Origin of the sequence: Mesorhizobium sp. ORS 3428, from assembly GCF_001854785.1 — a bacterium.
Taxonomy (GTDB): domain Bacteria; phylum Pseudomonadota; class Alphaproteobacteria; order Rhizobiales; family Rhizobiaceae; genus Mesorhizobium.
In genome coordinates this window covers 241,261-262,793 of record NZ_MDFL01000126.1, presented here as the reverse complement: position 1 = coordinate 262,793, position 21,533 = coordinate 241,261, and the positions used below count along the sequence as shown (strand labels likewise).

Below are 21,533 nucleotides of genomic sequence, written 5' to 3'. Positions count from 1 at the left end.
ACACCCGTCGGCGTTTCCGACGCGGGTACTGTGTGCTCCTCTCCCGACAGCGGACTACCGTCGCCTGGGACGGAAGTGCCCGGTCGGCCAGGGTTGTTCGTGCCATTCTGGAAAGGCTGGCTCGATGTCGTCAATCCGCCGGCCCCCACGGCAGTGAACAGGTGATCGGATGCCGACGCGGGGCCAGCAAGCAACAAAAGCATCGCTAAGAACACAGGTGTTCGCATCATGGTCTCCAATCATTGTAGGATTGTTCAGCGTCCGTCCGATGCCCGACCTTGAGTTGCTCGCAAGGTCGAACTGGGGCAAGGGGCGGCGCCAGCTACAGAAGGGGACGTCGCCCCTTCATTTTACCCAACGCCGTCTTATGTCGCTCTATTCCCAAAAAATGCGACGGCAACAGTGAGGCATCGCGGGGTGCTCGCGGCTTACTTCCGATATTCGCTTCGCGAACTGGTCGTACCGGACGCTCAATCGCGTTAGGACGCCTTGAGGCTGGCGATCGACCCGCTTTTGGAGACCTGGGGCTCGGCGCCTGTCGTCTCGGCGGCGTTGCCGCGGATTGCACGGGACAGCGTTTCGGCCTTCCAGGCCCGCACCTTGTCCAGCGCTGTTTCGCGATGCAGCAGCCGGTAACGGTCGAGGAACAGCCGGATCGCCTGCGGATGTGGGAACTCGCCCGGATAGACCGCGACCGCGATCAGGAAAGCCCTGTCTTCGCTGAGGTCGAGCGCCTTGAGCGCCGCCAGCAGCCCGGTGTAGCTCGACTGCTCGGTCACCGAACGGGCCGTGGCGAAATCGATCGCGAGCGCATCGGCGAGTGCTGTCTGGAAGAAGGCGGCGTTGCCGGTCAGCGCCGTCTCGCGCAGCTTCACATAGGCTGGCTGGCCCAGGAACAGGTTGACGCCAACGCCTTCGCCGGCAGGTCGCATCATCGAGCGCAGCCGGCGGCGCGCATTCTCCTCGGCTTCGCCGCGAACCTGACGGCCGTCTTCCGGGGCGGGCACCGGTTTTGCCGGCGCGAGCTTCGTGATCGTCTCCGATGGCTGCGACTTGACCAGCGTCGGCCTCTCCAGCGCGCGGATCAGGTGGGCGATCGTCGGATTGAGCTCCTTGCGGCGGGCGATCGCGCGCGCATGCGGCAGGCCATGGCGGCCGATCAGCGCGATGAGGTCGATGTCGCTCAGCGCGTTCGAGCGCGTGAGCAGCGGCGCCGCGATCTCGACCGGCTCCTCGGCCAGTCGCCGCACCAGCGCGGCGGGCGCGTATTCGCATTCCGAAAGGGCGGCCGCGACATAGCGGCGCGATTCGACCGAGACATCGTCGAACAGCGGCAGCGTCAGATCCTCGAGCTGGGCAATCTCGCGGCGCGAGGGGCGTGTCAACGAGCAGAAGGCCGATACGGCGGCCCGGAACAGCCTTTCGGCCTTTCCCGCTTCGGTCCGGATAGCAATTTGCCTGAAATCCGAAGATGACACGGAGGATACGCCCGATACTCTACACAGACCCGGCTCCGCGCAATCCGGCCGTGCCAGTTTCGCGTCCCCAGGGAACAAAGATCAAATTAGCGGCGATCCGTTAGCGCTCCGTTAACCCTCTGCCCGGCTTAATCAACTTTGGAGGCGTTGCGTTGTGCTCCGGGTCAACCGAGAGGAATGCGCGAACCATGGGCATGGTCCTGTCTTTTGTGCCGCGAGCGGCACCGATCAATCGAGCAAGTCACGACACCGATACGGCGGCGGTCATCATTTTCCCCGGCGTCCGCTATGAGCCGCAGCCGAAAGCCGGCGCGGCGCGTCCGGATGGCCCGGACAAGCCAGGTTCGCCCCGGCCTCCCGCGCCGCACCACTGATTGTTTCGCCTCAGTAGTCTTGCAGCTCGCAGGCGCTCTGCTCGAGGAAGCGCGACACGATCGGCTTCCAGCTCTCGTCGGGCACGAAGGCGCGGACGACGAAGATGCCTTCCTCGATCGGCGCCTCGACGAAGATCGCGCCCTGCAACTCCTCCGGAAGATCGCGCCGCACGTCGATCATCTGCGCCGGTGTCAGCACCACGGCATCGAGCTTCTCGCCATTGGCGTTGTGGTCGTTGAAGGAATAGATGTTGTGGCCGCTGCGGTCATAGACCGAGGCGGACCAGAACGGCACGTCGCCCGGCGCCCTGATCCGCACCARCCCGTCGGCTAGGTTGAAGCGGCAGGCGGCCGCGTAGAATAGCGGGTCGACCGACTTCACCACCGGCGCGCCGCCAGCCTCTGCGTCCAGTCGCGTCATCTTGTAGAGATCCGAGGCCATTGCCAGCCGCGACCAGGCATCGCGCTCGGAGAATTCCGGCACGAGGAACAGCACCACGATGTGCACGATGCCGGCGCCGATCAGGCCGAGGATCAAGGCATGYAACAACTTACGCATTGCAGCCCGCCTTCAGGATGCGCGGCAGCGTCACGTCGGAAAGCCCGGTGCTGCTCGCGATCGGCGTGTCGTAGAAGGTCAGCACGAAATACATTGTGCCGAAGCCGTTGGTGAGCAGCCAGTTGCCGGGGGCAGGGCGGTTGCCGACGGAGATGACGACCGTATTGTCGGGCCGCCGCAGCACCTCGTAGGATTGCAGCGCCGCCTGTCTCGCCTTGCCGGTGTCGATGACGCCGAGCGACTGGTCGGCGGCGTAAAGCGTCCAGAACCGGGCGGTTGGATAGCCGCCCTCGATCGTATAGGCGCATTCCCGCTTCAGCGACTCGCCGGCCTCGTCGCGCTCGGCGACGAAGGAGAGCCCCTCCGCCCGGCCGAGCGTCAGCACACCCTCGCGCGCTACGCGCGCCTTCAAATAGGGGTCGGCGGCCTGGGTGCCGATTTCGGGAAAGGCGGTCCATCGCCCAATGCGGATCGCGCCAACGCCATCCTGCGCGTTGAGCGCGTACCACACGCTGCTGCCGCCCAGGCCGATGGCTATGGCAAGCGAAAGCAGCGTGAGGAATGCGTTCTTGAGCATGGAGCGCCGGAACAGAGGAGGTTGCTCGGGATATCGCGGCGCGGGGCCTCGTGGCAAGCAGGCTTGCTAAACCAGGCCTCCCGAATGTGGAACTGATCTCGGGACAAAGACATGCGCGGTGATCACATCTAAAGTGCCGACAGCGTCTCCGGCGCTTTCGGTGCATCGAGCACGGGCGCTGCCTGGAACGCCTTTGTCATGTCCCTTAGCGTCTGAGTGGTGCGGCTGGACAGCACCGGCGGGCGCTCGGCCTGCTCCTCAGCCGCCGCATCCGCGGCCTCCTTCTTCGCCGCTTCCTCCGCCTTGGCCGCGACCTCCGGATCGACCCACGGATGATCGAGGCCGGGGATCGGCTTCAGGTCGATGTTCTGGTGCGCGTAGACCATCAGCCGCTGCCAGACCATCGCCGGCAACGAGCCGCCGGTCATCTTGTTGGTCGGCGTGAAGTCGTCATTGCCGAGCCAGACGGCGGCCGTGTAGTTGCCGGTGAAGCCGACGAACCAGGCGTCGCGGTAGGATTGCGTGGTGCCCGTCTTGCCGGCGACGACGATGTTGGGAAGCTGGGCGCGGCGGGCCGTGCCGATAGCCGGCACGGCCGCCAGCATCGTGTTCATGTAATGCAGCGCTTTCTCCGACAGCACGCGGTGCGGCGGCGGCGCGTCCTTGGTCCAGTCATAGACCACCTCGCCGGTGCGGGTGACGAGCTGGGTGATGCCGTGCCTGGAGCCGACGAAGCCGTTCTGGGCAAAGACGCTGTAGCCGGTCGCCTGGTCCATCACCGTCATCAGGGACGTGCCGAGCACCATGGTCTTGTGCGATTCCAGCGGCGATTCCACGCCCATCGATTCGGCCATCGCCTTGATCGGGGCGATGCCGAGATAATCCTTGGCGAGCCGCACCGGCACCGTGTTGATCGACTTGGCGATTGCCGTAAGCAGCGTCACGTTGCCGGCCGATCCGCCGCTGTAGTTGTGCGGCGACCAGTTGCCCCAGCTGACGGGGCCGCCGGAGACCACCGAATCCGGCGTGAAGCCGTGCTCCATTGCCGTGGCATAGACATAAGGCTTGAAGGACGAGCCGGCCTGCCGCAGCGCCTTGGTCGCGCGGTTGAACTGGCTGGCGCCATAGTCGCGGCCGCCGACGATGGCGCGCACCGCGCCATTGGTCTCGATGACGACGACTGCCCCTTCGGTGACGTTGTATTCCTTGCCGAACTGCCTGAGGTGGAACTCAACTGACTCTTCCGCCGCCTTCTGGATATTGGCGTCGAAAGTGGTGTGGGCGACCAAGGAATGCTGGCCCGTCTTGGCGATTTTCTTGACCTCGTCGAAGGCCCAGTCGAGGAAATAGTCGGGGCTCTTCTGCTCGCCGCGGTCGACGACGTCGGCGGGGTGCAGCCTGGCCTGCAGCACCTGGYCCTCGGTCATGAAGCCGGAGTCGACGAGGTTGGAGAGCACCACATTGGCGCGCGCGCGGGCAGCCGGCAGGTTGATGTGCGGGGCGTATTTGGTCGGCGCCTTGAACAGGCCGGCGAGCATGGCCGCCTCGGCGAGGTTCAGGTCCTTGACGCTCTTGCCGAAATAGAAGTCCGCCGCCGCCTCGATGCCGAACGTGCCGCCGCCCATATAGGCGCGGTCGAGATAGAGCTGCAGGATCTCCTTCTTGGAGAGGTTTGCCTCCAGCCACAGCGACAGGAAGGCTTCCTTGATCTTGCGCTCCAGGGTGCGCTCGTTGGACAGGAACAGGTTCTTGGCGAGCTGCTGGGTGATGCTGGAGCCGCCCTGGACGACCGAATTGGCGCGCACATTCTCGAAGATCGCGCGCGAGAGGCCGAGAACGTCGATGCCGTAGTGGTCGAAGAAGCGCCGGTCCTCGGTGGCGAGCACCGCCTTGATGACGATGTCCGGCATCTCGTCGACCGGCACGGAATCGCGCTGGATGATGCCGCGCTGGCCGATCTCGTTGCCGTAGCGGTCGAGGAAGGTGACGGCGAAGTCGCCCTGGTTGCGCCAGTCGCCGGCGGTGATCTCGAAGGCCGGCATGGCCAGCGCCAGGAGCACAACAAAGCCGCCGGCACCCATGGTGAAGCCTTCGCTCAGCACCTCGATGATGGCGCGCCGCCAGCCATGCAGGCGAAAACGGCGCGAAAAGATGGTGGCCGCTTCCCAGAATTGGCCCGCCTTGAAGCCGATCTCGTAGAGCGAGGAATCGAGCCACGCGTCGACGGCGAGCAGTGCCGCTGCGATCCGGCCTCTTCTCTTGCGTGGTTTTGAGGGACTTGCCATTCCAGGATTCCGCCGCGGACGGCGCCTGAATGCCACCCTGCAAATTCAGCRCCGCCCATTAGACTATTTGTCCATTTTCGCCCTGCCCACAAGAGCGGCAAAGCCACACCTCAACCTTTGTGATCGGACGCTGGGACGCTCGCAGGATTGGGACATCACCGCGCCGCGATGAAGCGCATGAAATGCGCCACATCGGCGTCGGTCGGCTCCTGGCCGGTGAAGGAGCGCAGATAGGCGGCGAGATGGCTGACGCGGGCCTCGACCGGCTCCTTGAGGTCGAGCACGTAGTAGCCGATCTGCATGTAGTAGAGTACGCGCGCCCGGATGAAGGCGTCCTCGTCGTCATAGCCGTGCCGGCGGTACATGTCGCGGATGGCGAGAAGGCGTTCGTCGTCGGCCTGGTCGATCATGCGCCGCACGTCGGCGGAGCGTCTCGCCCATTCGCGGATGGCGAAATCGAGCCTCGGGTCAAACAGGCGCTCGTCGGCCCAGCATTCGAACACGTTCATCACGCCCATGATGATGGTCTCGGCCGGGCGCCGCGCGCGCTCGACGATTGCCTTGGTGTTGGTGTCCTGCCAATGCCTGAGCAACTGGTCGAGCAGGTCCTGTCGGCTTTCGAAATACCAGTAGAAGCTCGAGCGCGACACGCCGAGCTTCTGGCCGAGCGTGAGCACGCGCACGCTCTCGATGYCGTCTGAAATCAGCGTCTCGAGCGCCAGATTGATCCAGTCCGAGCGCGTCACCTTGATGTTGCCGGGAACCGGTTCGGCCGGAGGAGCGGTCATGATCATGGCCGCACAATAGGCATGGCATCAAGTGGCGCGCAAGCGCCCTGTACACTTGTGTCTAGACACTCATGTACAGGGCGTGTATCGTAAGGCCTCCAACGAGAGGGAGAGGCTCGTGAAGTCGCATTATCGCGCGGTCGTCATCGGGGGAGGCGTGGTCGGCGCCTCGGTGCTCTATCACCTGGCGCGGTTCGGCTGGAGCGACGTGGCGCTGATCGAGCGCGCCGAACTGACGGCCGGCTCGACCTGGCACGCGGCGRCCGGCTTCCATGCGCTGAACGCCGATCCAAACGTCGCGGCGCTGCAGGACTACACGATAAAGCTCTATCGCGAGATCGAGGCCGAGTCCGGCCAGAATGYCGGACTGCACATGACCGGCGGCGTCAACATGGCGAGCGATCCCGAGCGCTGGGAATGGCTGAAATCGGCCTGGGCGGTGTTCCAATCGGTCGGCATCGAGACGGCGCGGCTGGTGACACCCAGGGAGATCAAGGAGATCTGCCCGATCGTCGACGTCAGCGGTGTGCTCGGCGGCCTCTACGATTCCAACGAGGGTCATCTCGATCCTTACGGCACGACGCATGCCTACGCGGGTGCCGCGAAAAAGCGCGGTGCCGACGTCATCCTGCGTAACCGTGTCGTCGAGTTGAAGCCGCGCGCCGATGGCGGCTGGGATGTCGTCACGGAGAAAGGCACGATCGTCGCCGAGCATGTCGTCAATGCCGGCGGTCTCTGGGCCAAGCAGGTCGGGCGGATGGCCGGCGTCGACCTGCCTGTAACGCCGATGGAGCACCACTATTTTGTCACCGAGGACATTCCCGAGGTCGCGGCCCTCGACAAGGAGCTCGGCCTTGCGGYCGATCTGGACGGCTTTTCCTACCTGCGGCAGGAGCGCAAAGGCGTACTCCTAGGCGTCTACGAGCAGAACCCGAAGCATTGGAACATGGACGGAGCGCCGTGGGACTACGGCATCGAGCTGATCCCCGAGGATATCGACCGCATCAGCCCGGAACTCTCCGAGGCCTATGAGCGCTTCCCCTGCCTGGCGACCGCCGGCATCCGCAAATGGGTGAACGGCGCCTTCACTTTCACGCCGGACGGCAACCCGCTGGTTGGCCCGGTGCGCAGCCTGAAGAACTACTGGGTCGCCTGCGGCGTCATGGCCGGCTTCAGCCAAGGTGGCGGCGTCGGCAAGTCGCTGGCCGAATGGATGATCTACGGCGAGCCGCAGGCCGACATCTTCGGCATGGACATTGCCCGCTACGGCGTCTTCGCTGCCAACCGCGAATATCTCAGGCAAACGACACGCCAGTTCTATGCCCGTCGCTTCGTCATGACCTTCCCCAACGAGCGACTGCCGGCGGKCCGGCCGCTGAAGCGCCCCGGCGCCTATGACGGCATGACGGCTGCGGGCTGTGAATGGACGGCGTCGTGGGGGCTGGAAATACCGGCCTATTTCGCACCGATGGGCTTCCGCGAGGAGACGACGCTGAAGCGCTCCAACGCCTTCGACATCGTCGGCGACGAGGTGCTGCAGGTGCGGCGCGCCGCCGGCCTGGTCGATACAACGGCCTTCTCGCGCTATGCCGTGTCCGGTCCCGGCGCGGAGGCTTGGCTCGACCGGCTGCTCGCCTGCAGGCTGCCGAAGCCCGGCCGCGCGAAGCTCGCGCCGATGCTTGGGTCCGACGGCAGGCTGAAGGGCGATCTCACCCTGCTCAACTGGGGCGGCGGCGAATACTGGATCATGGGCTCCTACTACCTTCGCGAGTTCCACATGCGCTGGTTCGAGGCGCATATGGCCGAAGCTGTCTCCGTCACCGACATCTCCGACGCGATGTCCGGGTTCCTCGTTACCGGCCCAAACGCACGCAAGATCGTTGAACGCACCACGCATCAGGATATCTCGGCGCAAGCCTTGCCGTTCATGTCCTGCGGCGAGTTCGACATCGGCATGGTGCGCGCCCGGGTCGCCCGGCTGTCGATCGCGGGCGAGCTCGGCTTTGAGATCAACTGCCCCGCCACCATGCATGCGAGCCTGCGCGAGCACCTGCTTGCCGCCGGCGAGGATCTCGGCCTCGCCGAGTTCGGCTACTACGCGCTCAATTCGCTGAGGCTTGAGAAGAGCTTCGGCATCTGGTCGCGCGAGTTCACGCAAGGCTACACACCCGGCCAGACGGGCCTCGACCGCTTCATCGCTTTCGACAAGGGCGACTTCATCGGCCGCGAGGCGGCGCTGAAGGAGCGCGAAGCTGGTGTCTCGCAACGGATCGTCACGCTCGAGGTCGACGCCGTCGATGCCGACGCCAGCGGCTTCGAGCCGGTCTGGCACAAGGGCCGGCGTGTCGGCTTCGTCACCTCCGGCGGCTATGGCTACACCGTCTGCAAGAGCGTCGCCCTGGCGTTGGTGGATGACGATTTCGCCGGGGATGGGACAGCGCTTTCCGTACACATTGTCGGCGTCGAACGGCCGGCGCGCGTCATCGCGGCCTCGCCCTACGACCCCAAGGGCGAGGCGATGCGGCAATAGGGAGGATTGGACATGATTGACGAGGCCGCACGCGATCTGAGGCGCGAACGCCGGCGCGCACGCAACGGCGATGCGGGCAGCGCGTCGAGCCGCCGCCCGAACTATCGTTCGCTGAAGAACCCGTTCCTGCCGCAGCCGGTCTTTTCTGACGACCAGGTCGCCGCGATCCACGACACGGCGCTGCGTGTGCTGGAGGAGCTCGGCATCAAGGTGCTGCTGCCGGAAGCGCGCGCCATTCTTGCCAAATCAGGCGCCTTGGTCGACGAGGACAGCCAGATGGTGAGGATCGGCCGCGACATGGTCGAGGCAGCCCTTGCCTCGGCGCCGCGCTCGATCTTGGCGCATGGCGGCGACCGCTCTCGCGATCTTGCGCTGGAACTCGGCACGATAACCTTCCTCGCCGGCTCCGGCGCGCCAAACRTCACCGATCTCGAACGCGGCCGGCGGCCGGGCACGCTCGCCGCCTTCGAGGAATTCATGAAGCTGCTGCAGCATTTCGACGTGTTGCACATGCTCGGCCCCTGCATCGAGCCGCAGGACGTCGACACCCGCTTTCGCCACTATGCCACCGGCCGGGCGCAGCTCACCTTGTCCGACAAGCTCCCCTTCGTCTTCGCGCGCGRCACGCCGCAGGTCGAGGACTGCTTCGAGATGGTCCGCCTGGCGCGCGGCCTGTCGGAGGACGAGTTTCGCGCGGGCGCCTATTGCTACACCGTCATCAACACCAATTCGCCGCGCCAGATCGACATCCCGATGGCGCAAGGCATCATCGACTTCGCCAAGGCCGGCCAGGTCTCGATCATTACGCCCTTCTGCCTGGCGGGCGCCATGGCGCCGATAACGGTTGCCGGCGCACTGACGCTCCAGCATGCCGAGGCACTGGCCGGGCTGACGCTGGCGCAGCTCGTACGGCACGGCGCACCGGTGGTCTACGGCTCCTTCTCCTCCAATGTCGACATGAAGTCGGGAGCGCCGGCCTTCGGCACGCCCGAGCACGTCAAGGCGACGCTCGGCGCCGGCCAGCTCGCCCGCTTCACCGGCCTGCCTTGGCGTTCGGGCGGCGGCAGCGCCGCCAATGTTTCCGACGCGCAGGCAGCGCATGAGACGCAGTTCGCGCTATGGGGCTCGGTGCTGGCGGGCTYGACCGTCTGCATCCATGCCGCCGGCTGGCTGGAAGGGGGCTTGAGCGTCTCCTTCGAGAAGCTGATCACCGACATCGAAGCCCTGCAGACGGTCGCCGAGCTTTGCGCCGCGACGCCGGGCGACGCGGACGCCATCGGCTTCGAGGCCATCGCCGAAGTGCAGCCCGGTGGCCATTTCTTCTCGGCCGCCCACACTATGGCACGCTACCGCACCGCCTTTTACGAGCCGCTGGTGGCCGACTGGTCGAATTTCGGCAATTGGACCAAGGCCGGCGCCAAGACCGCCACCGAGCGCGCCACCGGCATCTGGAAGCGCATCCTTGCCGATTTCCAGCCGCCGCCATCCGCTGCCGCCACCGCCGGCGTGCTCGATGAGTTCATCGCGCGCCGTACCGAGCAGGGCGGCGCGGCGCCGGTGTCGTGAGTCTAAAAACGTAATAATTTCGAGGCTTTCGCAGTTCACGTTACGGTTAAGACTATTCGTGATCTGGCGTTGGATCGCGAGCGTGGTTACGTTGCCGATCAGGGTGGTGACGAACGGAAGGCTGCTTGCGATGGACGGTAAATGACGGCGCCTGGCGATTTGATGCAGGCCTTGTTCCTGAGGCTGAAGACCGATGCGTCGCTTTCGGCGTTGCTGGGCGGTGCCGGCCTGCTCGAGCGCGCCGACGCCAAGGCAGCCTTTCCTCATGTCACCTATGGCCGCACCAGCGCCTTCGACCTCGAGACCGGCGCCGACAATGACAACGATCAGCTCGTCACGCTGCATATCTGGTCGAAGGCTCAAGGGGAGGCCGAGACGCGCCTCATCATGGACAGCATCAAGGCGCGCCTCGACGGCGCGGCGCTCTCGATCGGCCCGCGCGGCCAGACGCGCCTGTTGCTGGAATTCGCCGAGGCGCGCTACGACGATGACCTTGCGGTCTATCACGGGCTGCTGCGCTTCCGCGCGCTCACCCAGGAAGTGCCCGAGGGATCGGCTCAGCCCTGAAGCTGAGCCTGGATTTCGGCCTTGTCGATGACCGACCAGACCTCGCGAATGCGCCCGTCCTGGAACTCGTAGAAGACGTTCTCGGCGAAGGAGACGCGCTTGCCGTTCACCGGCAGGCCGAACAGAACGCCTTTCGGCCGGCAGTCGAAATGGAGCCGGGCGGCTACGCGCGGCGGCTCCGAAACCAGGAGCTCGATGTTGAAACGCAGGTCGGGAATGGCCTGGAAGTCGCTTTCCAGCATCCGGCGATAGCCTGAAAGCCCGATCGTCTCGCCATTATACTGCACCTCCTCACCGACGAAGCTGCCGAGATTGTCCCAGTCCTGTTCATTGAGGCAGGCGATGTAGCCCTTGTAGAGATCGGCAAGATCCTCACTGCTCATGGCGCTTTCCCATCGTCATCCAGCTCAAGGCGCAAAACTAGCGCATGACCTGCCTGCGAAAACCGTAGCCGCGCCGGTGATTGTCCGGCTATGAATTCGAGGTCCGGCTTGATGGGGGCTCGGGCTGCAGGATCGCATTCATTCGCCTCGCGCTGGGGCAATTCCAGCAAAGTGCGTASCGGGTTTCCGTCCGGAAGTGCGTAAAATCAAGTATTAAGGGGGCGTGGCGGGCATGGGTTTTCGACCGATCACCGTTCATTTCACGTTCAGCACATATGCGTTAGAAGCGTGATCATGAAAACGCTCCGCTCCCATATCCGCACCGCGACGCTGGCGCTTGCCGCAGCCGGACTTATTGTGTCCCAGGCGACGGCAATGCCGGTCATCGAGCCGTCGGTCGATAAGCCCGTCGTGCTTGCCGCCGGCGATTGCTATGCGATCGGCCAGCAGGTCGCTGCGCAGAGTGGCGGCACGCTCGCCAAGGCTTCGCAGTCGACGCGGGGCGGGCAGCAGGTCTGCGTCATCGTCGTGCTGGTGCCCGGCAAGGAGGGCCAGCGCCCGCGCCGCTCGGAGATCGTCGTCCCGCTGAACTGACCCTGTCGGTTCCCTGGCCGGCGGAATCGGCCTATATCTCTAGCCCGTTAACAGGCTTCAACCCATGCGTGTTCTCGTCGTCGAGGATGACAAGGATCTCAACCGGCAGCTGACCGATGCGCTGGCCGATGCCGGCTATGTGGTCGACCGGGCTTATGACGGCGAGGAAGGGCATTTCCTCGGCGACACCGAGCCTTACGACGCCGTTGTCCTCGACATCGGCCTGCCGCAGATGGACGGCATCAGCGTCGTCGAGCGCTGGCGCCGCGGCGGGCGCAAGATGCCGGTGCTGATCCTGACCGCGCGCGACCGCTGGAGCGACAAGGTGGCCGGCATCGATGCCGGCGCCGACGACTATGTCACCAAGCCCTTCCACATCGAGGAGGTGCTGGCGCGGGTGAGGGCGCTGATCCGCCGCGCCGCCGGCCATGCCTCGTCCGAGCTCACTTGCGGTCCGCTCCGGCTCGACACCAAAGCCTCCAAGGCCGATGTCAACGGCCTGCCGCTGAAGCTCACCTCGCACGAGTTCCGTTTACTTGCCTATCTGATGCACCATATGGGCGAGGTGGTGTCGCGCACCGAACTGGTCGAGCATCTCTACGACCAGGATTTCGACCGCGATTCCAACACGATCGAGGTGTTTGTCGGGCGGCTTCGCAAGAAGATGGGCATCGACATGATCGAAACCGTGCGTGGCATGGGCTATCGCATGCGAGAGCCGGAGGCGTAACGCGGAACCGGTGAAGCCAACCATGAGAACGCGGCTTTCACGGCTGCGGCTCTGGCCGCGCTCGCTGACCTTCCGTGTCATCGCCTTTTCCACCATCTGGGCGATCCTGACGCTGGTCGTCATCTTCACCCTCATCACCACGCTCTACCGGCAGGCCAGCGAGCGCGGCTTCGAGAGCCTGCTTTCGGCGCATCTGTTCAACCTGATCGGCTCCGTCGGCATCTCCGACAGCGGCGCGCTCACCGGCTCGCCCGACCTTGGCGACCTGCGCTTCTCGGAGCCGAATTCCGGCTGGTACTGGTCGGTGGAACCGGCTTCCGAAGGGGTGYACGGCGAAATCCATTCCTCTTCGATGACGACCTCGATCCTTTCGCCCAGCGTCGCCGAGGTGCCGTTCAACGCCAACTTCCAGCGCAGCTACGCGACCGAAGGCATCAAGGGCGAGGAGCTCGAGGTCTTCGAAAGCGAGTTCGTGCTTGATGCCAAGAACCGTGCCGCGCGCTTCCGCGTCATGGGCAACCACAGCGAACTGGAACAGGAGATCGCGAGCTTCCAGCGTCGTCTGGCCACCTATCTCTCGTTGTTCGGCGTCGGCATGATCGCCATCAACGCCATCGCCATCCTGCTTGGGCTGCAGCCCTTGCGCCGCGTGYGCAATGCGCTGGCCATGGTGCGCGAGGGCACGGCCCAGCGGCTCGGCGGGCGCTTCCCGGCCGAGATCGAGCCGCTTGCCAACGAGACCAATGCGCTGATCGAGAACAACAGGCGTATCGTCGAGCGCTCGCGCACGCAGGTCGGCAACCTTGCTCATTCGCTGAAGACGCCGCTGGCGGTGCTGATCAATGAAGGCCGCGCGCTCGGCGGCGCCAAGGGCCAGCTCATCGCCGAGCAGGCCGCCTCGATGCAGAAGCAGGTCGATCATTATCTGCAGCGCGCCCGGGTCGCCGCCCAGCGCGACAGCGTCGTCTTCCGCACGCCTGTGTCGCCGCTGGTCGAGCGCATGGTTCGGGTGTTGCGGAAGCTCAACCCGCAGACGAAGCTCACGCTTACGCTGCCGCCGGCCGAGATCGTCTTTGCCGGCGAGCGCGAGGATCTGGAGGAATTGCTCGGCAATCTGCTCGACAACGCCATGAAATGGGCAAAGAGCATCGTTGCGGTTTCAGTCGCGCTCGATCCGGAAAGCGCCAACCTGTTTGAAATCGTCATAGAGGATGACGGCTCCGGCATTCCCGAAGACAAGGCGCGCGAGGCGCTGAAGCGCGGGCGGCGGCTGGACGAGACGAAGCCCGGAACCGGGCTCGGATTGGCCATTGTCGCCGATCTCGTCAACGAGTATGGAGGCGCCTTGGTGCTGGAACGGTCCGGCATGGGCGGCTTGAGGGCAGTGGTGAGATTGCGGAGCCTTCAGTAATGTTTTTTATCGATTTTTGTGCGGCCGGTCGCGGCCAAATTTCCGACAAATATCAATACTATGGGCTTGCCGTCCTCCCCGACGGCGCGGCCCCCGGCACATCTCGCTCGAGAAGTCCATCCCGCTCAAGAGAACCGGTTGCTGGCATGAAGATTCGCGTCGCGCTCGTTTCCGTTCTCGTGGCCGCTTCGGGCTGCACCACACTCGGCAGGGGTGGTCCCGCCTCTCCGGTCACACCGGCTGCGACCAATCCGTCGGCTGGCAAGCTGGGCACCAGCATCGTCTCGGCGATGAATGGCGGGCTCATCGGCGGCTCGATCGGCGCCGGCTTGAGCGACGCTGAAAAGCGCAAGGGCCTCGAGGCGGAATACAAGGCGCTGGAGTACCATACCAGCGGCCAGAAGGTGACGTGGAAGAGCGACAGTTCCTCCCACTATGGCGAGGTGGTCGCCGCGCAGCCCTACCGGGTCGGTTCGCAGGACTGCCGCCAGTACACGCACACCGTGTACACCGGCACATCCGGCGTCACCGCGCGCGGCACGGCCTGCCGCAATGCCGACGGCAGCTGGACGCCGCTGACCTAACTGAGATCGGTCGGCGCGATTGATATCGATCAAGGTCGGGCGGCGCTTCTGCCGTCAAAGCGTCGCAGGATCGCCGTGTTGGCAGGGCAGGGCTCTGCCTTTATTGGAATAGCCWTGCTGTTCTGGGTCATAGCCRCAATCCTTACGCTGGGCGCCAGCCTGGCGGTGCTTTTGCCGCTGGYCGGYGGCACGAAAGGTGCGTCGCCCGCTGGCGATCACGACCTCGAAGTCTATCGCGACCAGCTTTCCGAGCTTGACCGCGACGTGGCGCGCGGCCTGATCCAGCCGGCCGAGGCCGAGGAAGCGCGCGCCGAGATCGGCCGCCGCATCCTGCGTCTCGGCTCGGGCAGCCAGTCGGACGCGGAGGCGCCCCGTCCCTCGCACGCTGTAAGGCTGGTTGCCACCGCCGCCGTGCTGGCGGTGCCGCTGGTGAGCTGGGGACTTTATGGGGAACTGGGCTCGCCGGACCTGCCCTCGCAGCCGCTGGCCGAACGGCTTGCCAAGAACCCGGCCGATTCCTCGGTCGACGAGCTGGTCGCGCGCGCCGAGGCCCATCTTGCGGCCAACCCCTCGGACGGCAAGGGCTGGGACGTGCTGGCGCCGGTCTATCTGCGCCAGCAGCGCTATGCAGACGCGGTGACGGCCTATCGCAATGCCATCCGCCTCGACGGCGACAGCGCAACCCGCCAGGCGGGCCTCGGCGAGGCGATCGCCAACGCCGCCGGGGGTATCGTGTCGGCCGAGGCCCAAGATGCCTTCGAGGCGGCTCTGAAGCTCGACCCCGCCAACGCCAAGGCGAGCTTCTATCTGGCGGTGGGCCTAGCGCAGGAGGGCAGGAAAGCCGAAGCCACGRCCGCCTGGCAGAAGATGCTCGGCGGGCTTGCGCCGGATTCGCCTTGGCGCAGCGCCGTCCAGCAGGCGCTCGCCGAAACGACCGAACCCGCAGCCGCGGCTGGCAAACCTGCCGATGGGCCGGACGCCGGGCAGGTCGAGGCGGCGCAGCAGATGTCGCCGCAGGATCGGCAGGCGATGATCGAAACCATGGTCGCGGGCCTCGACGACCGGCTGAAGCAAAATCCGCGCGACGAGGAAGGATGGATGCGGCTCATTCGTTCCTATGTCGTGCTCGGCAAGGCCGACCAGGCGCGCAACGCGCTCGGCCGCGCTGTTGCCGCCTTCGGCGCCGACAGCGCGCAAGCCAAGAAATTCACCGCCTTTGCCGCCTCCCTCGGCGTGACGGCGACGGAGTAAGAGATGACGCGCAAGCAGAAGCGATTGTCGGTGATCCTGGCAGGGCTTGCCTTTCTCGGCGCCGCCGCCGGCCTCACCTTCTACGCGCTCGGCCAGAAGGCCTCCTATTTCTACATGCCGGCCGATCTTGCCACCGCAACCGTTCAGCCTGGACAGCGTATCCGTCTCGGCGGCCTCGTAGGCAAGGGCACAATCGTGCGCGGGCAGGGCGCCACCGTCGCTTTCTCGGTCACCGACAATCAGAAGTCGGTGAAGGTCACCTATACCGGCATCCTTCCCGATCTCTTTCGCGAGGAGCAGGGTGTCATCACCGAAGGCGCCTTCGGCCCGGACGGTGTTTTCGTCGCCGACAGCGTGCTCGCCAAGCATGACGAGCGCTATATGCCGAAGGAAGTCGCCGACGGCCTGAAGGCCAAGGGCGTCTGGCAGGAGAGCAAGAGTCAATAATGGTTGAGACCGGACATTTCGCGCTCGTGCTGGCTTTTGCGCTGTCGCTGGTGCAGATGCTGGTGCCGCTGGTCGGCGCGCGCACCGRCAATCAGCGGCTGATGGCGGTCGGCGGTCCGGTCGCGGTTACCGGCTTAGCGCTCACCGCGCTCTCCTTCACGGCTCTTGCCAGCGCCTATGCCGGCTCCGATTTCTCGGTGGCGAGCGTGTGGGAAAACTCCCATTCGCTGCAGCCGATGATCTACAAGATCACYGGCACCTGGGGAAACCATGAAGGCTCGATGCTGCTCTGGGTGCTGATCCTGACCTTCTTCGGGGCGCTCGTCGCTGTCTTCGGCTCCAATCTGCCGGCGACGCTGAAGGCCAATGTGCTTGCCGTGCAGGGCATGATCGGCGCCGCCTTCTTCCTGTTCATCCTGGCGACGTCCAATCCCTTCATTCGCCTCAACCCGGCGCCGATCGAAGGGCGCGACCTCAACCCGATCCTGCAGGATCTCGGCCTCGCCATCCATCCGCCGCTGCTTTACCTCGGCTATGTCGGCTTCTCGATCTGCTTCTCCTTCTCCGTCGCGGCTTTGATCGAAGGCCGCATCGACGCCTCCTGGGCGCGCTGGGTGCGGCCCTGGACGTTGGTAGCCTGGATGTTCCTCACCGGCGGCATCGCCATGGGCTCCTACTGGGCCTATTACGAACTCGGCTGGGGCGGGTTCTGGTTCTGGGATCCGGTGGAGAACGCCTCCTTCATGCCTTGGCTCGCCGGCACGGCGCTGCTCCATTCGGCAATCGTCATGGAGAAGCGCTCGGCGCTGAAGATCTGGACGCTGCTCCTGGCGATCCTCACCTTCTCGCTGTCGCTGCTGGGCACCTTCCTTGTGCGCTCCGGCGTGCTCACCTCGGTCCATGCCTTCGCCACCGACCCGGCGCGCGGCGTCTTCATCCTCTGCATCCTGACGCTGTTCATCGGCGGCGCGCTGGCGCTGTTTGCGCTGCGCGCCTCGCGGCTTACGGCGGGCGGCCTATTCCATCCGATCTCGCGCGAGGGCGCGCTGGTCCTCAACAATCTCTTCCTCACCACGGCCACGGCGACGGTGCTCGTCGGCACGCTCTATCCGCTCGCGCTGGAAGCCATCACCGGCGGCAAGATTTCGGTGGGCGCGCCCTTCTTCGACCTGACCTTCGGCCCGCTGATGCTGCCGCTGCTCGCCATCGTGCCGTTCGGCCCGCTGCTTGCCTGGAAGCGTGGCGACATCTTTGCTGCTTCCCAGCGCCTGATGGCGGCCTTCGCGGTGGCGCTCGCCGCGATGCTGGTCACCGGTCTGTTCATCGATGGCGCCTCGGTTTTCGCCGCGCTTGGGGTCGGGCTCGCCGTCTGGTTGGTCGCCGGCGCGTTGACCGATCTTGCCATCAAGTCGGGAGTCGGCTCGGTCGCGCCCGCCATCATGCTTCGGCGCTTCGCCGGCCTGCCGCGCTCGGTCTTCGGCACCGCGCTCGCCCATCTCGGCCTCGGGCTCACCTTGCTCGGCATCGTCGCCACGCTTTGCTTCGGCACCGAGAAGATTCTTGCCATGCGTCCCGGCGAGACGGTCGAGCTCTCCGGCCACACGCTGCGCTTCGAAGGGCTCCTCCCGCAGAAAGGCCCGAACTTCACCGAGGATCGCGGCCGCTTCATGCTGATTGGCGCCGACGGCAATGCTGACGGCGAGATCACCTCGGCCAAGCGCTTCTACCCGGTGCGGCAGACGGTGACGACCGAGTCCGGCATCAGGACGCTGGGGCTCAGCCAGCTCTATCTGTCGCTCGGCGACGAAGGCAAGGACGGCTCGGTGGTCGTGCGCCTGTGGTGGAAGCCGCTGGTGACGCTGATTTGGGGCGGCGGGCTGGTGATGATGGCGGGCGCCGCCATGTCGCTGCTTGATCGGCGCCTGCGCGTCGGCGCGCCGTCTCGCCGCCGCAAGCCGGCTGCCGCGGCCGTATCGGCGAGCCTGACATGAAAGCGAAGTTTTCCCTCGCCTCGCTGGTTCTCCTGCTGGCGCTTGCCTTCGCCGGCACTGCACAGGCGGTGAAGCCCGACGAGGTGCTGCCCGATCCGACGCTGGAGGCGAGGGCGCGCGCGCTCTCCGAAGGCCTGCGCTGCATGGTCTGCCAGAACCAGTCGATCGACGAATCCGACGCCGACCTTGCGCGCGACCTGCGCATTCTCGTGCGCCAGCGCCTCGTCGCCGGCGACACCGACCAGCAGGTGATGGACTATATCGTTTCGCGCTATGGTGAGTTCGTGCTACTGAAGCCGCGCTTCAGCCCGCGCAATGCACTTCTGTGGGGCACGCCGGCGCTGCTGCTTCTGGCCGGCGGCATCTTCATCGTGATGAGCGCCCGCTCGCGCCGCCCGGCGCCGGACAGCGTCCTCAGCGCCGAGGAAAAGGCGGCGCTGGACAAGCTGCTGCGCAATTAGCGCACGAATTGCGGACCTCGGAGGCTTGGCGGAAGCATCTGCGGCGCCGCTTCGCGGCTGCTCCGCCCGTGGATGACGACGCGGCAGGTGCTTCCGCCAAGCCTCCGGGTGCTGCATGCCTCACCCCTTGCCTGCCCTATCCCGCGCTTGATGCGCTCGATCATCTTAGTCTCCCAATCGACTGAGACTCGAATTCGGTTCGTATGGCCTGTGGTCATTTTGAACCTCGTGATCGCACGCACCGTCGCCAACCACCAACATTACAAAATTTTCATGCACCGGAAATGGCGCCGTAATGTGCGCCCATCTAATCCTCTTGCCCGAGGATGCTTCGCCTGAGCGCATCCCTTCGAAAGAGGAAACAAAACCCATGAATATTGCCCCCAATTCATATTCCAGAACCCGCAAGCGCCTGATGGCGGCCGTCGCTTCCCTGGCTGTCGTGGGTGCGGTCGGCGCGGGCGCGCTCGCCACCGGCACTGCCCCCGTGCTGGCCGATGCGGTGCGCGTCGAGGCCCCGCAGGTTCCAAGCTTCGCCGATRTCGTYGAGCGTGTCTCGCCGGYGGTCGTCAGCGTCAAGGTGAAGGCAAAGGTCCAGCCGACGGCCGATGACGGCTCCGACGATCAGAACGGCTTTGACAACTTGCCTGACAATCCGCAGCTGCGCCGCTTCTTCAGGGAATTCCGCGGCTTCGGCGACCAGGGCGGCCAGTTCGGCATGCGCCCCTTCGGCCACCGCAACCACGGCAATGGCGAGCCGCGCCCAGTGGCGCAAGGCTCGGGCTTCTTCATCTCCGAGGATGGCTATCTCGTCACCAACAACCACGTCGTTTCGGAAGGCTCCGATTTCTCCGTCGTCACCAATGACGGCAAGGAGCTCGACGCCAAGCTGATCGGCACCGATCCGCGCACCGATCTTGCCGTGCTGAAGGTTGATGGCGGCGGCAAGAAGTTCACCTATGTCGACTTTGCCGACGACTCCAAGATCCGCATCGGCGACTGGGTGGTGGCCGTCGGCAATCCGTTCGGCCTCGGCGGCACCGTCACCGCCGGCATCGTCTCGGCCCGCGGCCGCGATATCGGCGCCGGCCCCTATGACGACTTCATCCAGATCGACGCCTCGGTCAACCGCGGCAACTCGGGTGGTCCGACCTTCAACCTCAACGGCCAGGTGATCGGCATCAACACCGCCATCTTCTCGCCGTCGGGCGGCAGCGTCGGCATCGCTTTCGACATTCCGGCCTCGACCGCCAAGCAGATCGTCCAGGACCTGATGAAGAACGGCTCGGTCCAGCGCGGCTGGCTCGGCGTCGAGATCCAGCCTGTGACCAAGGACATCGCCGAATCGCTCGGGCTGAAGGCGGAGAAGGGCGCGCTGGTATCGAGCGCCCAGGACGCCGGCCCCGGCAAGAAGGCCGGCATCGCCGCCGGCGACGTGATCACTCAGGTCGACGGCAAGGATGTCGAGTCGCCGAAGGAACTCGCCCGCATGATCGGCGCATATGCGCCGGGCAAGTCGGTTGACGTTACTGTGTGGCGCAACGGCAAGAACGAGACGGTCAAGGTCGATCTCGGCACCCTACCTTCGAGCGACAAGCAGGCCTCGAACGAGGACCACAACAAGCAGTCGGCGCCGCCCAAGGCCGACACGCTGGCTGATCTCGGCCTCACCGTCACCAAGTCGGAAAACGGCAAGGGCCTGGTGGTGACCGATGTCGACCCGGACAGCGACGCGTCCGACCGCGGCATCCAGCCCGGCGACATCATCACCTCGATCAATTCGGCCGAGGTGAACAACACCGACGACGTCTCCAAGGCGATGGCGGATGCCGCCAAGTCGGGCCGCAAGGCTGTGCTGATGCAGATCAGCCGCGACGACACGAACCGCTTCGTCGCGCTGCCGGTCGGCAAGGGTTGATCCGATAGGGCGGTTGATCGTTTCACGGAAACGCACAACCGCTCTTTGTTTTGACGCAATTCCGGACGGAGAGCTGTTTCACCCTTTCCTGGAATTGCTCAGCGTCTTTTCCTTGCGGCGGTTTCAACATCCCCGAACCGCCGCGGGGAAAACATGGGACCGAGCACGTCAGTCAGTCACCGTGTTTCGCTCCCGGCGGCAGCGGGTTTCCCATCACCCGCTGCCGCTTCAACTGAAAGGCCAAGGCAATGGCTGCCCCTCAATCTTCCGCCGAAATCGCGTATAACAGCTCCATGAAGATTCTCGTCATGGAAGACGATCGCGAGGCAGCGGAATACCTGAAGAAGGCCTTCGCCGAGGCGGGTCACACCGCCCATGTCGCGGGTGACGGCGAGACAGGCTTCGCGCTTGCCGACGCCGGCGACTATGACGTGATGGTGGTGGACCGCTTGATGCCGCGCCGCGACGGCCTGTCGGTGATCGCGGCACTGCGCTCGCGCGGYAACACCACGCCGGCGCTGATCTTGTCGGCGTTGGGCGAGGTCGACGACCGCGTCACCGGCCTGCGCGCCGGCGGCGACGACTATCTGACCAAGCCTTACGCCTTCTCCGAACTGCTCGCGCGCGTGGAGGTGCTGAACCGGCGCGCCAGCGCCCGCGAGGCGGAGACCGTCTACCGTGTCGGCGATCTGGAGCTCGACCGGCTGTCGCATTCGGTCAGGCGCGCCGGCCGGGAAATCACGCTGCAGCCGCGCGAATTCCGGCTGCTTGGATATCTGATGCGCCATGCCGGCCAGGTGGTGACGCGCACCATGCTGCTCGAGAATGTCTGGGACTATCATTTCGATCCGCAGACCAACGTCATCGACGTTCATGTCTCGCGCCTGCGCGGCAAGATCGAAARGGGCTTCGACAAGCCAATCCTGCACACGATCCGCGGCGCCGGCTACATGCTGAAAGGCGGCTAGGGCATGATCCCGAAAAAGTGGGAACCGGTTTTCGGAAAAGATCATGCTACAACAAGGAGTTAGATCAGGAT

General features: G+C 65.2%; 19 protein-coding genes. 13 read left to right on the top strand and 6 right to left on the bottom strand.

The features are described from left to right. Positions 1-479: 479 nt before the first annotated feature. The 5 genes from ORS3428_RS20110 to ORS3428_RS20085 form a co-directional block, all read right to left on the bottom strand. Positions 480-1,478, bottom strand: coding sequence for a DUF2336 domain-containing protein (locus ORS3428_RS20110; RefSeq protein ID WP_071100023.1), 999 nt, complete (start codon positions 1,476-1,478; stop codon positions 480-482). 384 nt (positions 1,479-1,862) lie between these two features. Next, the gene (locus tag ORS3428_RS20100; protein ID WP_071100021.1) at positions 1,863-2,411 is read right to left on the bottom strand and encodes a DUF1254 domain-containing protein; all 549 of its coding nucleotides are present in this window, start codon (positions 2,409-2,411) and stop codon (positions 1,863-1,865) included. Then, a complete protein-coding gene (locus ORS3428_RS20095; protein WP_071100020.1) occupies positions 2,404-2,988 on the bottom strand; it encodes a DUF1214 domain-containing protein in 585 nt (194 codons plus the stop codon). Before ORS3428_RS20095 ends, ORS3428_RS20100 begins: the two co-directional genes overlap by 8 nt. Before the next feature lie 128 nt (positions 2,989-3,116). Then, positions 3,117-5,273, bottom strand: a complete 2,157-nt coding sequence (locus ORS3428_RS20090; RefSeq protein WP_071100019.1) for a transglycosylase domain-containing protein — start codon at positions 5,271-5,273, stop codon at positions 3,117-3,119. Between the two features lie 155 nt (positions 5,274-5,428). Beyond that, on the bottom strand, positions 5,429-6,067 hold the full coding sequence (locus tag ORS3428_RS20085) for a TetR/AcrR family transcriptional regulator (RefSeq protein ID WP_071100018.1): 639 nt from the start codon (positions 6,065-6,067) through the stop codon (positions 5,429-5,431). 112 nt (positions 6,068-6,179) lie between these two features. Between ORS3428_RS20085 and ORS3428_RS20080 the strand changes: the two genes are divergently transcribed. From ORS3428_RS20080 to ORS3428_RS20070, 3 genes are all read left to right on the top strand, one after another. After that, positions 6,180-8,591 carry a GcvT family protein gene (locus ORS3428_RS20080; RefSeq protein WP_071100264.1) on the top strand — a complete coding sequence of 804 codons (2,412 nt, stop codon included), beginning with the start codon at positions 6,180-6,182 and terminating at the stop codon, positions 8,589-8,591. Between the two features lie 12 nt (positions 8,592-8,603). Then, on the top strand, positions 8,604-10,157 hold the full coding sequence (locus tag ORS3428_RS20075) for a trimethylamine methyltransferase family protein (RefSeq protein ID WP_071100017.1): 1,554 nt from the start codon (positions 8,604-8,606) through the stop codon (positions 10,155-10,157). A gap of 141 nt (positions 10,158-10,298) precedes the next feature. Then, positions 10,299-10,724: a DUF3168 domain-containing protein gene (locus tag ORS3428_RS20070; RefSeq protein WP_071100016.1), complete on the top strand. Its 426-nt coding sequence runs from the start codon at positions 10,299-10,301 to the stop codon at positions 10,722-10,724. On the opposite strand, the gene ORS3428_RS20065 is transcribed toward ORS3428_RS20070, so the two are convergent. Next, a complete protein-coding gene (locus ORS3428_RS20065; protein ID WP_071100015.1) occupies positions 10,715-11,107 on the bottom strand; it encodes an ester cyclase in 393 nt (130 codons plus the stop codon). The two genes, ORS3428_RS20070 and ORS3428_RS20065, sit on opposite strands and share 10 nt — an antisense overlap. A gap of 294 nt (positions 11,108-11,401) precedes the next feature. On the opposite strand from ORS3428_RS20065, the gene ORS3428_RS20060 reads away from it, so the two are divergent. The 10 genes from ORS3428_RS20060 to ORS3428_RS20010 all read left to right on the top strand — a co-directional run bounded on the left by ORS3428_RS20060 (position 11,402) and on the right by ORS3428_RS20010 (position 21,462). Then, on the top strand, positions 11,402-11,701 hold the full coding sequence (locus tag ORS3428_RS20060; RefSeq protein ID WP_071100014.1) for a hypothetical protein: 300 nt from the start codon (positions 11,402-11,404) through the stop codon (positions 11,699-11,701). A gap of 64 nt (positions 11,702-11,765) precedes the next feature. Further along, positions 11,766-12,431, top strand: coding sequence for a response regulator transcription factor (locus tag ORS3428_RS20055; RefSeq protein WP_071100013.1), 666 nt, complete (start codon positions 11,766-11,768; stop codon positions 12,429-12,431). A 22-nt stretch (positions 12,432-12,453) separates the two neighbouring features. Next, on the top strand, positions 12,454-13,842 hold the full coding sequence (locus ORS3428_RS20050; protein ID WP_071100012.1) for an ATP-binding protein: 1,389 nt from the start codon (positions 12,454-12,456) through the stop codon (positions 13,840-13,842). Positions 13,843-13,988: 146 nt separating this feature from the next. Further along, positions 13,989-14,426, top strand: coding sequence for a hypothetical protein (locus ORS3428_RS20045; protein ID WP_071100011.1), 438 nt, complete (start codon positions 13,989-13,991; stop codon positions 14,424-14,426). Positions 14,427-14,540: 114 nt separating this feature from the next. Next, positions 14,541-15,677 carry a c-type cytochrome biogenesis protein CcmI gene (ccmI, locus tag ORS3428_RS20040; RefSeq protein WP_108723121.1) on the top strand — a complete coding sequence of 379 codons (1,137 nt, stop codon included), beginning with the start codon at positions 14,541-14,543 and terminating at the stop codon, positions 15,675-15,677. A gap of 3 nt (positions 15,678-15,680) precedes the next feature. Beyond that, positions 15,681-16,124 carry a cytochrome c maturation protein CcmE gene (gene ccmE / locus ORS3428_RS20035; RefSeq protein WP_071100010.1) on the top strand — a complete coding sequence of 148 codons (444 nt, stop codon included), beginning with the start codon at positions 15,681-15,683 and terminating at the stop codon, positions 16,122-16,124. Then, the gene (locus ORS3428_RS20030) at positions 16,124-18,115 is read left to right on the top strand and encodes a heme lyase CcmF/NrfE family subunit (RefSeq protein ID WP_071100009.1); all 1,992 of its coding nucleotides are present in this window, start codon (positions 16,124-16,126) and stop codon (positions 18,113-18,115) included. The genes ccmE and ORS3428_RS20030 overlap by 1 nt, the downstream gene beginning before the upstream one ends. Further along, on the top strand, positions 18,112-18,576 hold the full coding sequence (locus ORS3428_RS20025) for a cytochrome c-type biogenesis protein (RefSeq protein WP_071100008.1): 465 nt from the start codon (positions 18,112-18,114) through the stop codon (positions 18,574-18,576). The genes ORS3428_RS20030 and ORS3428_RS20025 overlap by 4 nt, the downstream gene beginning before the upstream one ends. Positions 18,577-18,946: 370 nt before the next feature. Further along, entirely contained in the window at positions 18,947-20,494 is a 1,548-nt protein-coding gene (locus ORS3428_RS20015) for a Do family serine endopeptidase (protein ID WP_071100006.1), read from the top strand. Between the two features lie 293 nt (positions 20,495-20,787). Beyond that, positions 20,788-21,462 (top strand): response regulator transcription factor, encoded by a 675-nt coding sequence (locus ORS3428_RS20010; protein WP_071100005.1) that lies wholly within the window; start codon positions 20,788-20,790, stop codon positions 21,460-21,462. Positions 21,463-21,533 lie beyond the last annotated feature (71 nt).

Excerpts from the sequence above, each read along its gene's own strand:
- ORS3428_RS20095 (WP_071100020.1), bottom strand. The coding sequence starts at position 2,988 with ATGCTCAAGAACGCATTCCTCACGCTGCTTTCGCTTGCCATAGCCATC.
- ORS3428_RS20070 (WP_071100016.1), top strand. The coding sequence starts at position 10,299 with ATGACGGCGCCTGGCGATTTGATGCAGGCCTTGTTCCTGAGGCTGAAG.
- ORS3428_RS20065 (WP_071100015.1), bottom strand. The coding sequence starts at position 11,107 with ATGAGCAGTGAGGATCTTGCCGATCTCTACAAGGGCTACATCGCCTGC.
- ORS3428_RS20060 (WP_071100014.1), top strand. The coding sequence starts at position 11,402 with ATGAAAACGCTCCGCTCCCATATCCGCACCGCGACGCTGGCGCTTGCC.
- ORS3428_RS20055 (WP_071100013.1), top strand. The coding sequence starts at position 11,766 with ATGCGTGTTCTCGTCGTCGAGGATGACAAGGATCTCAACCGGCAGCTG.
- ORS3428_RS20045 (WP_071100011.1), top strand. The coding sequence starts at position 13,989 with ATGAAGATTCGCGTCGCGCTCGTTTCCGTTCTCGTGGCCGCTTCGGGC.
- ccmE (WP_071100010.1), top strand. The coding sequence starts at position 15,681 with ATGACGCGCAAGCAGAAGCGATTGTCGGTGATCCTGGCAGGGCTTGCC.
- ORS3428_RS20025 (WP_071100008.1), top strand. The coding sequence starts at position 18,112 with ATGAAAGCGAAGTTTTCCCTCGCCTCGCTGGTTCTCCTGCTGGCGCTT.